The organism is Streptomyces sp. NPDC029466, from assembly GCF_055574515.1.
In genome coordinates this window covers 64,840-78,314 of sequence record NZ_JBVHZH010000018.1, presented here as the reverse complement: position 1 = coordinate 78,314, position 13,475 = coordinate 64,840, and the positions used below count along the sequence as shown (strand labels likewise).

At 71.6% G+C, this 13,475-nt stretch carries 12 protein-coding genes; 1 reads left to right on the top strand and 11 read right to left on the bottom strand.

The genetic code is table 11. The features are described from left to right. Positions 1 to 93: 93 nt before the first annotated feature. The 6 genes from rplS to ACZ4XD_RS16115 form a co-directional block, all read right to left on the bottom strand. Positions 94 to 441, bottom strand: coding sequence for a 50S ribosomal protein L19 (gene rplS, locus ACZ4XD_RS16140; protein ID WP_018087148.1), 348 nt, complete (start codon positions 439 to 441; stop codon positions 94 to 96). A gap of 132 nt (positions 442 to 573) precedes the next feature. Beyond that, complete coding sequence (trmD, locus tag ACZ4XD_RS16135) at positions 574 to 1,383, bottom strand: tRNA (guanosine(37)-N1)-methyltransferase TrmD (protein ID WP_468042520.1); 810 nt, start codon at positions 1,381 to 1,383, stop codon at positions 574 to 576. Next, positions 1,383 to 1,928, bottom strand: a complete 546-nt coding sequence (gene rimM / locus ACZ4XD_RS16130; RefSeq protein ID WP_398827098.1) for a ribosome maturation factor RimM — start codon at positions 1,926 to 1,928, stop codon at positions 1,383 to 1,385. Before rimM ends, trmD begins: the two co-directional genes overlap by 1 nt. A gap of 168 nt (positions 1,929 to 2,096) precedes the next feature. Next, positions 2,097 to 2,336 (bottom strand): RNA-binding protein, encoded by a 240-nt coding sequence (locus tag ACZ4XD_RS16125; RefSeq protein WP_003980229.1) that lies wholly within the window; start codon positions 2,334 to 2,336, stop codon positions 2,097 to 2,099. A 2-nt stretch (positions 2,337 to 2,338) separates the two neighbouring features. Beyond that, the gene (gene rpsP, locus ACZ4XD_RS16120) at positions 2,339 to 2,779 is read right to left on the bottom strand and encodes a 30S ribosomal protein S16 (protein ID WP_042149363.1); all 441 of its coding nucleotides are present in this window, start codon (positions 2,777 to 2,779) and stop codon (positions 2,339 to 2,341) included. A 156-nt stretch (positions 2,780 to 2,935) separates the two neighbouring features. Then, positions 2,936 to 3,526 (bottom strand): hypothetical protein, encoded by a 591-nt coding sequence (locus ACZ4XD_RS16115; protein ID WP_085928598.1) that lies wholly within the window; start codon positions 3,524 to 3,526, stop codon positions 2,936 to 2,938. Between the two features lie 532 nt (positions 3,527 to 4,058). On the opposite strand from ACZ4XD_RS16115, the gene ACZ4XD_RS16110 reads away from it, so the two are divergent. Then, a complete protein-coding gene (locus ACZ4XD_RS16110) occupies positions 4,059 to 4,925 on the top strand; it encodes a methyltransferase domain-containing protein (protein WP_468042516.1) in 867 nt (288 codons plus the stop codon). 278 nt (positions 4,926 to 5,203) lie between these two features. On the opposite strand, the gene ffh is transcribed toward ACZ4XD_RS16110, so the two are convergent. The 5 genes from ffh to nsdA form a co-directional block, all read right to left on the bottom strand. Continuing rightward, a complete protein-coding gene (gene ffh / locus ACZ4XD_RS16105) occupies positions 5,204 to 6,760 on the bottom strand; it encodes a signal recognition particle protein (protein ID WP_042149353.1) in 1,557 nt (518 codons plus the stop codon). A gap of 97 nt (positions 6,761 to 6,857) precedes the next feature. After that, positions 6,858 to 9,416: a [protein-PII] uridylyltransferase gene (locus ACZ4XD_RS16100; protein WP_468042514.1), complete on the bottom strand. Its 2,559-nt coding sequence runs from the start codon at positions 9,414 to 9,416 to the stop codon at positions 6,858 to 6,860. A 200-nt stretch (positions 9,417 to 9,616) separates the two neighbouring features. Beyond that, positions 9,617 to 9,955 carry a P-II family nitrogen regulator gene (locus tag ACZ4XD_RS16095; protein WP_042149346.1) on the bottom strand — a complete coding sequence of 113 codons (339 nt, stop codon included), beginning with the start codon at positions 9,953 to 9,955 and terminating at the stop codon, positions 9,617 to 9,619. After that, positions 9,952 to 11,280: an ammonium transporter gene (locus tag ACZ4XD_RS16090; RefSeq protein ID WP_468042511.1), complete on the bottom strand. Its 1,329-nt coding sequence runs from the start codon at positions 11,278 to 11,280 to the stop codon at positions 9,952 to 9,954. Before ACZ4XD_RS16090 ends, ACZ4XD_RS16095 begins: the two co-directional genes overlap by 4 nt. A gap of 372 nt (positions 11,281 to 11,652) precedes the next feature. Beyond that, on the bottom strand, positions 11,653 to 13,125 hold the full coding sequence (gene nsdA / locus ACZ4XD_RS16085) for a transcriptional repressor NsdA (protein ID WP_468042509.1): 1,473 nt from the start codon (positions 13,123 to 13,125) through the stop codon (positions 11,653 to 11,655). Between the last annotated feature and the right edge of the window lie 350 nt (positions 13,126 to 13,475).

Here is a 13,475-nt window from a genome sequence, read left to right as displayed (position 1 = left end):
CCCTGAGCCTATCCGGCCGGATCCGGACACCGTACGCGAGCGCCGGTTTGCGTTGCCCCGGCGCAAAAAATCGTGCTCCGGGGCCAGCCCGGCTCAGTTGTCGCGCTTCTCCTTGATCTTCGCGGCCTTGCCGCGGAGCTCACGCAGGAAGTACAGCTTGGCGCGACGGACGTCACCGCGGGTCACGACCTCGATCTTCTCGACGATCGGGGTGTGCACCGGGAAGGTGCGCTCGACGCCGACGGAGAAGCTGACCTTGCGGACCGTGAAGGTCTCGCGGACGCCGGCGCCCTGACGGCGGATGACAACGCCCTTGAACTGCTGCACACGGGAGCGGTTGCCCTCGATGACGCGGACGTGGACGTTGACGGTGTCACCCGGACGGAAGGCCGGGATGTCGCTGCGCTTCGACGCGGCGTCGACGGAGTCGAGAAGGTGCATGACCTACTGCTTTCTTCGCTGATGCCACAGGTCATCAACGGGATATGGGAAGGATGTTTCGGATGCCGTTCCGTCGGGCGGGCGTCGTTCCCCCTGTGGCAGGGGCGCGCGCCGGACGCACACAGCAGCGGCCTATTCTTCCACGGCCCCGCTCGTCCGCCCAAATCGGCCGTCGTCGCCCTCCGACCAGCCGAGGGCGGCGAGTATCGCGCGGTCGTGTTTGTCGAACGCGGCGGGGTCGGCGCGCTCGATCAGATCGGGGCGGTTGCGGTCGGTCCGGCGGAACGCCTCGTCCCGGCGCCAGCGGGCGATCTTGCCGTGGTGGCCGCTGACCAGGACGTCGGGGATACCGCGGCCGCGCCACTCGGGGGGCTTGGTGTAGACGGGCCCTTCCAGGAGGTCGGCCATCGCGCCGGGGGCGAAGGAGTCGTCCTGGTGGGAGGCGGCGTTGCCGAGGACACCGGGCAGCAGCCGGGCCACCGCCTCGACCATGACCAGCACCGGGGCCTCACCGCCGGCCAGGACGTAGTCGCCGATGGAGACCTCGCGGACGTCGACGCGGTCGCCGTACTCCTCGATGACGCGGCGGTCGATGCCTTCGTAGCGGGCCGGGGTGAACACCAGCCAGGGCTTGGCGGAGAGTTCGACGGCGAGCTGCTGGGTGAAGGGGGCGCCACTGGGGGTGGGGACGACGATCACCGGTTCCCCGTCACCGGACGCGAGGATCTCGTCGAGCGCCTCGCCCCACGGCTCGGGCTTCATGACCATGCCGGGGCCGCCGCCGTAGGGCGTGTCATCGACGGTGTTGTGCTTGTCGTGCGCCCATTCACGCAGGTCGTGGATGCGCACATCGAGCTGTCCGCGGGCCCGGGCCTTGCCGACGAGGGAGACGTTCAGCGGCTCCAGGTACTCGGGGAAGATCGTGACGACGTCGAGCCGCATCAGCTGTCCTCGCGGCTGCTGGCGATCTCGGCCTGGCTGTCGTCGAGGAGGCCGGGCGGCGGGTCGATGACCGCGCGCTGCTCCTCCAGGTCGATCTCCGGGACGATTTCGGCGACGAACGGGATCATGACCTCACTGCCGTCCGGCCGCTGGACGATCAGCAGGTCCTGATAGGGCAGGTGGGAGACCTCGGAGATCCGGCCGACGGCGGTGCCGTCGCGGGTGACGACATCGAGGTCGATCAGCTGGTGGTCGTAGAACTCCTCGGGGTCCTCGGGGACTTCCTCGGGGTCGACCTCCGCGATCAGCAGGGTGTTGCGCAGCGCCTCGGCGGCCGTGCGGTCCGCGACGCCCTCGAAGCGCAGCAGCAGCCGCCCGCTGTGCACCCGGCCGGTCGCGATGGTCAGCGGTCCGACGGAGGAGGGGTCGGTGGCGAGGACGGCGCCCGGGCCGAGCCGCAGCTCGGGCTCGTCGGTACGCACCTCTACCGTGACCTCGCCCTTGATGCCGTGGGCGCGGCCGATCCGCGCCACTACCAACTGCACGCTGTTCTCTCCCGTTGTTGCGGCGGAACCGCCGCCGCTTCCGCGGAGGCGGCGAGGGCCGTCGTGGTTTCTCGATGGGGGGTGACGAGGGTGGATCCACGCTCACCAACGAACTCAGGCCGGGGACGGCCCGAGGGCCCTCCCCGGCCCGAGCCGGTGTTCAACTTGTCAGCGGACCTGGTCCACGTCGACGAGGTCGACGCGGATGCCACGGCCGCCGATGGCGCCCACGACGGTCCGCAGCGCGCGGGCGGTACGGCCATTACGGCCGATCACCTTGCCGAGGTCGTCGGGGTGGACCCGGACCTCGAGCACGCGCCCGCGGCGCAGGGTGCGCGAGGCTACCTGCACATCATCGGGGTTGTCGACGATGCCCTTGACGAGGTGCTCGAGGGCTTCCTCGAGCATGCTCAGGCCTCGGTCGACTCGGAGGTGGACTCGGCCGCAGCCTCGTCCGCCTTCTTGTCAGCCTTCTTCGCCTTCGGGGTGATGGCCTCACCCTTCGGCTCGTCGCCGGAAGCCTTGGCGGCGGCCTCGAAGAGGGCGCGCTTGTCGGCCTTCGGCTCGGCAACCTTCATCGGCGCCGGGGCGGGCAGGCCCTTGAACTTCTGCCAGTCGCCGGTGACCTTGAGGATGGCCATGACGGGCTCGGTCGGCTGCGCGCCGACACCCAGCCAGTACTGGACACGCTCGGAGTCGACCTCGATGCGCGAGGGGTTCTGCACCGGGTGGTACAGGCCGATCTCCTCGATGGCCCGGCCGTCACGGCGGGTACGGGAGTCGGCAACGACGATGCGGTAGTGAGGCGAACGGATCTTGCCCAGACGCTTCAGCTTGATCTTGACTGCCACGGGAGTGGTGTCTCCTGGTCTTGACGTGGTGGGGCACAACGGGATGCCACGTGGGGTTGCGGTACTCGGGGTGCCCGATGGACGCGTCAGCCGGAGGAGAGAGGGGTCCTGTGCGACTGTCGAGTACAGCTAGCCATTGTGCCACATGCCCTCGGGTCAGCCGACCGCGGCCACCTCGGGGATCCGGAAGGGCTTCCCGCAGCCGCCGCAGACGATCGGCGCCTGGGCGAGCACGGACGGCACGACGCGGACATTGCGCCCGCAGTCGCAGACGGCCTTGACGCGGACGCCGCCTCCGGAGGAGCCGTGCCGGGCGGCCGGGCCCCGGAAGCTGCGGGTGGTGTCGGTGGCGGTGGCGGCGGTGTGTGCCTTGAGGGCTCTGCCGAGCCGTTCGATGGTGGAGCGGTAGCGCCTTCTGGCTTCGGGGTTGAGCGTGACCAGGGAGAAGCCGCTGCTGGGGTGCGGCTCGTCGATGTGGTCCAGGCCCAACTCCTCGGCGATCGCCAGGAATCGGCGGTTGTGGTAGCGGCCTGCGCGGGAGGTGTCGCGGACGCCGCGGGCGGCGGCGATGCCATGGACTGCCTCATGGAGCAGCCGTTCGAAGGAGAGTTCCGCGCCACAGGCGGACGAGGACTCCCCGATCAGGGACTCGGGCGCGGCCAGATCCGGCAGCTCGGGGTGGTGCCGTTGAATATCGGCCCAGGCGAGCGCCAGTTCGGCGGCGAGGACAGGCGGTGTCGTGCTCACGTCGTGACAACGAGCCGGGGTCGCCGAGTGTTCCGATTCCGGGGCATCTCAAATAATTTGCACGTACCAGTCAGTTTCCGGTCATGAGTCGTGCCGAGGGCGGGGTGCGCAGATCTGCGCAGAAGGCGCCCAGCAGCCCGCAAGCCGGTACGTATCCCCGCGTACGCCGCATGGCGTAGCCGATCGTATCGGTCGTATGCCGAGGCAACGATCATGGCGGCGATGGTACGGGGCGTACCTGTGCACGGCCGCACCGGCTCGAACCCCACCGTAGGCCCGTCGGGCGCGGGCGTCCGGAGAACCGGGCGGCGGGCGCTGCCGTGGCGGAACGGCGCCGGCCGGGGCACGCTGGAACGGCGCTCCAGGGAGCGGGCCCGGCGCACACGGGGGCGCGCGGGAGACAACCCCGGCGCATCCCCTGGACGCTTGGGCGAATGCGCAGTTGTCTGGATCGCGGGGGCGCACCACGCGCGAACACGGGGGCGATCGGTACGGAACAGCTTCGGGTTCTCGGCGAATAGGGGCGCTATCGATGTCACCGACGCTCGTGCGGCACCAGCTTCCGCACTCCGGATCCACGCGCTGCGACGACCCGCCCGCTCCGGCCCGGTCGCGGGCGCGCACCCGCGACTGGGCCGAGATCCAGGAGCGGATGCTGGTGCCGCTGTACGAAGCCGCGTACGACCGTCTGGGGGTCGGCCCCGGCACCCGCCTGCTCGGACTGGGCTGCGGGTCCGGGCTGGCGCTGCTGCTCGCGGCGGCGCGCGGCGCGCAGGTCAGCGGGGTGGACGCGGACGAGTCCCGGCTGGAGCTGGCGCGTGAGCGGCTCACACCGGACGGCATGCCGGAGCACACCCGCGTGGTCAGCGGCGGTCTGGAGGCCGCGGCGCCCGGGGACGCCGCGTTCAACGTGGTCACGGCGTTCCACCCGGTGGGCTGTGTGAGCACGGTGGAGGGGCTGACGGCGTCGCTCACCGCGGCGGCCGGGCTGGCGGAGCGTGGCAGCGCGGTGGTGCTCGGCGGCTGGGGCCCGGTGGAGCGGTGTGCCACGGCCGGAGTGCTGCGGGTGGCGCAGCGGCTGGCCGATCCCCCCGGCGACCACGTCATCGGCTCCCGTGGGTGGCGCCCCAGCGGGCGGGACGACCTGGAGGACCTGGCGGACCGGGCCGGGCTGCGGCCGGACGGTTCGGGGCGGGTGGCCTGCCCGTTCGGGTACGCGGATCCGGCGAGCGCGGTACGGGGGCTGTTGTCGACGGGGCTGTTCGACGCGGCGCTGGAGGTGACCGAGCAGCGCCAGGTGGAGAAGGAACTCGCGGAGGCGCTGCATCCGTATCAGCGGGCGGACGGGACGGTGTGGATGCCGAATGTCTTCCGCTATCTGATCGCGCGGACGCGGTAGTGGGGCGGTTGGTGGGGCGGGGTTCCGGCTTCCCCTGCGGCCCGGGGGGGAGCCTGGATTTCTCCTGCGCCCCTAAGGCCCTGGACTTTCCCCGCCGCCCGGGGCCCTGGATTTTCCCCGCCGCCCACCCCCCTTCGGGGGGTGGGCGGGTGTAGAGGCTCGGTCTTGGAAGCTGGCGGGTACAGCGGCCCCGTTTCCACAAGCACGAGCCCCCGGCGGCCTCCGTGAGGGCCAGGGGCTCGTGCTGTGGAGAGCTGAGGGGCAGCCCGTGAACCGGGTCAGCCCATGAACTTCTTGAATTCCTCGGGGAGTTCGAAGTTCTGCGGGTCCTGGCCGCCCTGCGGCAGGCCCAGCGGGTTGCCGGCCTGGGCGGCCTCGCGGCGGGCGGCCGCGGCCTCTTCCTCGGCCTTGCGCTTCATCGGGTTGCCGCTCTTGCGCTTGCCCTTGGCCTGCTTGACCTGCTTCTTCTTGCGCGCGCCGCCGCCCATGCCAGGCATCCCCGGCATGCCGGGCATCCCGGGCATGCCGCCGCCCTGGGCCATCTTCGACATCATCTTGCGGGCGTCGAAGAACCGCTCCACCAGGCCCTTGACCGCGCTGACGTCGACACCGGAACCCTTGGCGATACGGGCCCGGCGCGAGCCGTTGATGATCGTCGGCTCCTGGCGCTCGGCCGGGGTCATGGACTTGATGATGGCGGCGGTGCGGTCGACCTCGCGCTCGTCGAGGTTGTTGATCTGGTCCTTCATCTGCCCCATGCCGGGCAGCATGCCGAGCAGCTTGGAGATGGAGCCCATCTTGCGGACCTGCTCCATCTGGGCCAGGAAGTCGTCGAGGGTGAACTCCTTGGGGCCCTTCGCCAGCTTGGCCGCCATCTTCTCGGCCTCGGCCTGGCTGAAGGTCTGCTCGGCCTTCTCGATGAGCGAGAGCATGTCGCCCATGCCGAGGATGCGGGACGCCATGCGGTCCGGGTGGAACGCGTCGAAGTCGTCCAGCTTCTCGCCGTTGGAGGCGAACATGATCTGCTTGCCGGTGACGTGCGCGATGGACAGCGCGGCACCACCACGGGCGTCACCGTCGAGCTTGGAGAGCACCACGCCGTCGAAGCCGACGCCGTCGCGGAACGCCTCGGCGGTGTTGACCGCGTCCTGACCGATCATCGCGTCGACGACGAAGAGGACCTCGTCGGGGCTGACGGCGTCACGGATGTCCGCGGCCTGCTGCATCAGCTCCTGGTCGATGCCCAGCCGGCCGGCGGTGTCGACGATGACGATGTCGTGCTGCTTGCCGCGGGCGTACTCGATCGAGTCCTTCGCGACCTGGACGGGGTCGCCGACGCCGTTGCCCGGCTCGGGCGCGAAGATCGCCACGCCGGCGCGCTCGGCGACGACGGAGAGCTGGTTGACGGCGTTGGGGCGCTGGAGGTCACAGGCGACCAGCATCGGGGCGTGGCCCTGGCCCTTGAGCCAGCGGCCGAGCTTTCCGGCGAGGGTGGTCTTACCGGCACCCTGGAGACCGGCCAGCATGATCACGGTCGGCGCGGTCTTGGCGAGCCGCAGCCGGCGGGTCTCGCCGCCGAGGATGCCGATGAGCTCCTCGTTGACGATCTTGATGACCTGCTGGGCGGGGTTCAGCGCCTGGGAGACCTCGGAGCCGGTGGCCCGCTCCTTGACCTGCTTGATGAAGGCGCGGACGACGGGCAGGGCGACATCGGCCTCGAGCAGCGCGATCCGGATCTCGCGCGCCGTGGCGTCGATGTCCGCCTCGCTCAGGCGGCCCTTGCCCCGGAGGTTTTTGAAAGTACTCGCCAAGCGGTCGGAAAGCGTATCGAACACGGCGGTCGTCGATCCTCGGGGTCGGGGGCGGGGTCCAGTCGGCTTCTAGGGTATCGGCCTCCGCAAGCAAACCGTTCCGGCCCTGTATTCCCGGCCGCTACTGAAGGGCGCGCTCCACGGCCGCCGCCACCTCGTGCGCCGCGGCGTCCGCAAGGGGTGCCCCGTCCGCCCCGGTGACGTAGAACGCATCCACGGCGTTGGCTCCCAGGGTGCTGATGTGGGCGCTGCGGACGGCGACGCCCGCCGCCTCCAGGGCGCGCCCGATGCGGTGCAGCAGGCCGTGGGCGTCCTGGGCCCGGACCTCGATGACGGTCGCGGTGTCGGAACTGCCGGGGGCGACGGTGACCCGGGGTGGCGGGGCGAGCACGGCCCGGGAGCGGCGGGCATAGGCGCGCTCCCGTTCGGCGAGGCGGGCGGGGATGTCGAGGGTGCCGTCCAGGGCGCGAATCAGGTCGGCGCGCAGCCGGTCGGCCTGCGGCAGCGAGCCGTATTCGGCGGCCACCCGCCAGCTCAGTACCAGGACGGGGCCTTCGTCGATGGGGTCGAGGAGGAGCAGGTCGGCGGCGCGGACGGTCAGCCGGTGCAGGGCCAGCACTCCGGCCGCGGCGGACAGCACGCCCATCGGAGGGGCGCCCGCGGGGCTCGTGGAGGGGCGGCGGCCGGGCGAGGGGCGGGCGGGGACGGCGATGAGCAGTTCCACCCCGACCGGTTCCTGGTCGGGTGCCGGGGTTTCCGGGCCGGTGTCGGCCTCGGCGGGGGCCTCGGCGCGCGTGTGCAGGGCCAGGACCGGGCCGCCGGTGCGCCGGGCCTCGATCGCCAGCCGCTCCTGTTCCGCGGTCGGCTCGCCGATGCCGCGCAGTTCGGTGTCGGGCTGCCCGGCGAGCCGTGCGGCGACCCGTTTGACCAGGTCGGCGACGAGTCCGCCGCGCCAGGTACTCCAGGCGGCGGGCCCGGTGGCCAGGGCGTCGGCCTCGGTCAGGGCGTGCAGCAGCTCCAGGGTGCGGGTGCTGCCGACCGCCTCGGCGACCGCGCCGACGGTTGCCGGGTCGTCGAGATCGCGTCGGGTGGCGGTCTCGATGAGCAGCAGATGGTGCCGTACGAGGGTGGCGATCACCGTGGTGTCCCGGGCGTTGAAGCCGAGCCGGGCCGCCACGTCGCGGGCGATGGTCTCGCCGGCCACCGAGTGGTCGCCGGGCCAGCCCTTGCCGATGTCGTGCAGCAGGGCGGCGACCAGCAGCAGGTCGGGACGGTGCACCCGGCGGGTCAGGGCGGCGGCCCGTACGGCGGTCTCGACCAGGTGGCGGTCGACGGTCCAGGTGTGGACGGGGTTGCGCTGGGGGCGGCAGCGGACCCGCTCCCAGTCGGGCAGCAGCCGCGTGATGATGCCTTCGGCTTCCAGGGCCTCCCATACGGGCACGGTGTGCGTACCGGCGCCCAGGAGCGTCACCAGTTGTTCGCGGGCCTCGGCGGGCCAGGGCTCGGGCAGCGGCTTGGCGGCGGTGGCCGTGGCGCAGCGGCGGATCGCGTGGGTGGCCAGCGGCAGTCCGGCCTGGGCGGCGGCGGCCGCGGCGCGCAGCACCAGCACCGGGTCCCGCTCGGGGCGTGCGGTGCGGGCCAGGACCGCCTCGCCGTCGAGTTCGACGACGCCCTCGGCGAGCGGGGAGCGCTCGCCCTTGCCCGCGGTGCGGCCGTGCAGCAGCCCGCGCAGGGTGGGCTTGAGGGAGCGGGCGCGCAGGACCCGGCCGACTTCGCGCCAGGTGACATCGGCCGCGTAGGAGATGGTGCGGGCGGATTCGTAGGTCTGCCGCAGCAGGGCGTCCGCGTCCAGCATGCCGAGGGCGGTGGCGACCTGGTCCTGGTCCTGGAGGGAGAGCCGGTCGGTGGCGCGGCCGGTGGTCAGGTGGAGCGCGTCGCGGGCGTCGAGGAGATGGGTGCGGGCGGCTTCCAGGCCGCCGCGCGGGGCGTCGGCGAGCCAGGAGGCGGCGACGGCCCGGAGCGCGGTGGCGTCCCGCAGCCCGCCCCGGGCCTCCTTGAGGTCGGGTTCGAGGAGGTATTGGAGTTCGCCCTGGCGCTCCGCGCGCTCCTGGCACAGGTCCTGGAGTTCCGGGAGCCGCTTGGGGGCGCTCTCGCGCCAGTCGGCGTAGGCGGCGGTGCGCACCGTGGCGGTCAGGTCGGGGTCGCCGGCCAGGTGGCGGGCGTCGAGCAGGCCCAGCTGCACCTTGAGGTCCTCGCGGGCCGCTTTACGGGCCTGGGCGGGGGTGCGTACGGAGTGGTCGAGGGCGAGGCCGAGGTCCCAGACGGGGTACCAGAGCCGGTCGGCGAGCGCGGCGAGGGCGCCCGCGTCGGCGCGGCCGTCGTGCAGCAGGAGCAGGTCGAGATCGCTGCGCGGGGAGAGCTCGCCGCGGCCGTAGCCGCCGACGGCGACCAGGGCGGTGCCGGACAGGCCGGCGGCGGTGGCGTGCCGGCCCAGCAGGCCGGCCAGCCAGTCGTCGGTGATCCGGGCGAGGGCGGCGCGGCGGTCGGGTCCGGTGGAGGTCTCGTCCTGGAGGAGGCGCAGCCGGGCCGCGGGGTAACCCCCTTCCGGGGCGGTCGCGGGCTGGTGCTCCTGGCTCTGCGCTCCGGCCGGTCCTGCCGTGTCCTCGACGCTGTCGGTCAACGCGCGCGCTCCTTGGTCGTGGTGGTGGTCCCCCGCCGTCCCCGTCGCCCGTGCGGCCGCTCCCGTACCGGGCGGGCCCGCACGATCAGTCTGTGCTGCCGCGGTCCGGTCGGCCACCGGCCGCCCGGGCGGCCGGGCCCGGCCGCGGCCCCCGGCGGCGGAGAGCCGCCCGGGGCCGGAGCCGGAGCCCGGCCGTGGCCTCACAGTGCGTCCGGCCCCCGCTCCCCGGTCCGCACCCGTACCGCGTCGTCGACCGGGACGCTCCACACCTTCCCGTCGCCGATCTTGCCGGTGCGGGCCGCCTTGACGATGACGTCGGTCAGTTCCTCGGCGTCGGCGTCCTCGACCAGCACCTCGATACGGATCTTCGGCACCAGGTCGACGGTGTACTCGGCGCCGCGGTACACCTCCGTGTGCCCGCGCTGCCTGCCGTATCCGCTGGCCTCGGTGATCGTCAGGCCGTGCACACCGAATGCCTGGAGGGCGTCCTTCACCTCGTCCAGCCGGTGCGGCTTGATTACTGCCGTGATGAGCTTCACGCGTTCACCTTCTTCGTCAGGGCCTCGCCGAGTCGGCCGACCGTGCCACCGCCCGCACCGGTGAAGTCGTATGCGGTCTCCGCGTGTGCGGCCTGGTCGATGCCGGCGACCTCCTCGTCCTCACCGATCCGGAAGCCCATCACCAGGTCGATCGCCTTGGCAAGGACGTACGAGACGACCAGGGAGTAGAGCAGCACGCTGAACACACCGACGGCCTGCCGGCCGAGCTGTTCGAAGCCGCCGCCGTAGAACAGGCCCTTGGCCTCGCTCTGCACCCCGCCGGTGGCGAACAGGCCGACCAGCAGCGAGCCGGCGACACCGCCGACGAGGTGGACGCCGATGACGTCGAGGGAGTCGTCGTAGCCGAACTTGTACTTCAGGTTGACGGCCATGGCGCACAGCACACCGGCGATGACACCGACCGCGATGGCGCCCAGCGGGCTGACCGCGCCGCAGGCCGGGGTGATCGCGACGAGTCCGGCGACCGCGCCGGAGGCCGCGCCGAGCGTGGTGAACGAGCCGTGCCGGAGCTTTTCGTACGCCAGCCAGCCGAGCATCGCGGCGGCGGTGGCGACCTGGGTGTTGACGAAGGCGACCGCGCCGATGCCGTCGTCGTTGCCGAGCCAGGAGCCGGCGTTGAAGCCGAACCAGCCGAACCACAGCAGACCGGCGCCGAGCATCACCAGGGGGAGGCTGTGCGGCCGCATCGGGTCCTTCTTGAAGCCGATGCGCTTGCCGACGACGAGGAGCACGCCGAGCGCCGCGGCTCCGGCGTTGATGTGGACGGCCGTACCGCCCGCGAAGTCGATGACCTGCAGCTCGAACAGCCAGCCGCCCTCGCCCCAGACCCAGTGGGCGACGGGGAAGTAGACGACGGTGACCCACAGCGCGATGAACAGCGCCCAGGCGGTGAATTTCACCCGGTCGGCGAGTGCACCGCTGATCAGCGCCGGCGTGATGATCGCGAACATCAGCTGGAAGACCGCGAAGACATAGACCGGGATGGTGGTGGCGCCCCACAGCTCCGTCAGGCCGATGCCGCTGAGCCCGGCGAAGTTCCCGTCCCAGCCGATGAAGCCGCCCTGGTCGGTGCCGAAGGCGAGCCCGAAGCCGTACAGGACCCACAGGATCGTCACGATGCCCAGGCTGATGAAGCTCATCATCAGCATGTTGAGCACGCTTTTGACCCGGACCATGCCGCCGTAGAAGAAGGCGAGACCGGGGGTCATGACCATCACCAATGCGGAGCAGATCAGCATGAACCCGGTGTTGGCCGGGCTGAGTGTCACTTTGTCTGCTGCGAGCGTCAGGATGCCTGGGGGCATCGGCGTCTCCTCGTCGTCGATGCGGCCCGTGCGGGCGTGTTTCTGGTGGGCCGACTTCGCGATGAGGTTGTCGCAGCGCGGTTTCGGCCAAACCTTGCGGGTGTTTCACCCCCGTGACGAAGACGCCCACCGTGTTACGCCCCGGTGAACTCCCAGATCAGCCCAACATCACCCGTTCAACCCACAGAAACCATCAATTGAGCAACCCCCACGGCGCCCAACCACCTCCGCGAAAGCGGCGCCGGCTTAGGCGCAAAAGGGGGCGCAAAAGCGAGCCCGGCCGCGGCTGCCGCCCGCGTGACCTGGCATGGGGGAGCCGAGTCGGGCTGTACGGGGCGGCGGCCGCGGCCGGAGTTCAGGGGTGGGTTGCCGTCAGCCGGCCTCCGCGGTTTCGGGCAGCTGGCGGGTGAGCTCGTCGCTGAGCCGGACCACCTCGGCGACGCCGCCGAATTCCCGCGCCGCGTTGTCGACGGTCTTGCGCAGCCGGGTGTTGACCCGCTCGGAGCGGACCTGCCGGGCGAACGGGATCGCCTGCTGCGCCATCGCCGCGCAGGCCTCGGGCTCCTTCTGGAGCAGATGCACGGTGGCCATCCCGATCAGGTTGAGCGCATACGAACGCTGGTGCTCGGGGTCCTTGCCGAAGAGCTCCACGGCGCGCTGCATGACGGGCTCGGCGAGCGAGGCGTAGGTGGGGCTGCGGCCGGCGACATAGGCGAGGTCGCGGTAGGAGTGGGCGTTCTCGGCGTTCAGCTCGGCCTCGGAGAAGAAGCGGATCCAGTCCGGCTCGGGCTCGCCGGGCAGGACGTCGGAGAAGGTGTCCTCGGCCATCCGGACGGCCCGCTTGACCTTGCTGGGCTGGCCCATCCCGGCGTAGGCGCGGGCCTCCATCGCATACAACATGGCCTGGGTGCGCGGGGTGGCGGTTTCCCGGCTGCCGTACTGGGCGAGGTGGATCAGCTCCAGGGCGTCGTCGGGCCGGCCGAGGTGGATCATCTGCCGGCTCATGCCGGAGAGGATGTACGAGCCCAGCGGCCGGTCGCCGGCCTCCTTGGAGGCGTGCAGCGCGAGCACGAAGTACTTCTGCGCGGTGGGCTGGAGTCCGATGTCGTAGCTCATCCAGCCGGCGAGTTCGGCGAGTTCGGCGGCGACCTTGAACAGCCGCTTGGCCACCGGCTCCGGCTGCGGCTCCTGGAGGAGGTCGGTGACCTCGTGAAGCTGGCCGACCACCGCCTTGCGCCGCAGCCCGCCGCCGCACTGCGCGTCCCACTGGCGGAACATCGCGGTCGTCGACTCCAGCAGATCCAGCTCCGGCCCGGACAGCCGCGCGGGCCGGCGGGCACGGTCGGCTTCCTCCGGGCCGTCCTGGCCCGCGGGCACCGGGACCAGCCAGCGCTGCATCGGCTCGATGAGGCTGGGGCCGGCGGCGAGCGCGAGGGACGTGCCGAGGAAGCCGCGGCGCGCCAGCATCAGGTCACTGCGGGAGAACTCGCTGATGAGGCCGACCGTCTGGGCCCCGGCCCAGGGCAGGTCCACGCCGGAGACGGACGGGGACTGGTGCGCGGAGCGCAGGCCCAGCTCCTCGATGCCGACCACACAGCCGAAGCGTTCGGAGAACAGCTCGGACAGGATCCGCGGGATGGGCTCGCGTGGCTGCTCACCGTCGAGCCAGCGGCGCACCCGCGAGGTGTCGGTGCTGATGTGGTGGGCGCCCATCTGGCGGGCCCGGCGGTTGACCTGCCGGGCCAGTTCGCCCTTGGACCAGCCGCTGCGCATGAACCACGATCCCAACTGTGCGTTGGGTTGCTTGACGGCGTCGGTGCCGCCCGTGCCGCCGTTGCCGCCCACTGGAAGCCCCCATCCCGATAGCTGCGTTGGTGCCTGGTGCCTGGTGCGTGCCGCGAACTGCCCACAGAACGCCGCCCGTTACGACGCCTGTCCGGGGTACATCTACCCGATCACGGTTTCCGGCCACACCTTTTGGCCTGTGCTCGACCTGTGCGTTGCCACCGGCATACCCGTGCGAAGGGTGCCTCTCCGGGGTTCGCGCACCGAAAGTAATCCTACGATCACGCCCGCCGCGAGGGCGATCGCGGAAACGCCACCATTCGCCACCCCTTCGAATGAACTCCCCGCCCAGCTCTCGCGATTGACTTGACACAGGCCGAAGAACGCCGGGCGGAGCGAAGCACACAAGG

Coding starts and splice junctions, on each gene's coding strand:
- rplS (WP_018087148.1), bottom strand. CDS start 441: ATGCACCTTCTCGACTCCGTCGACGCCGCGTCGAAGCGCAGCGACATC.
- trmD (WP_468042520.1), bottom strand. CDS start 1,383: ATGCGGCTCGACGTCGTCACGATCTTCCCCGAGTACCTGGAGCCGCTG.
- ACZ4XD_RS16125 (WP_003980229.1), bottom strand. CDS start 2,336: ATGCTCGAGGAAGCCCTCGAGCACCTCGTCAAGGGCATCGTCGACAAC.
- ACZ4XD_RS16110 (WP_468042516.1), top strand. CDS start 4,059: ATGTCACCGACGCTCGTGCGGCACCAGCTTCCGCACTCCGGATCCACG.
- ACZ4XD_RS16090 (WP_468042511.1), bottom strand. CDS start 11,280: ATGCCCCCAGGCATCCTGACGCTCGCAGCAGACAAAGTGACACTCAGC.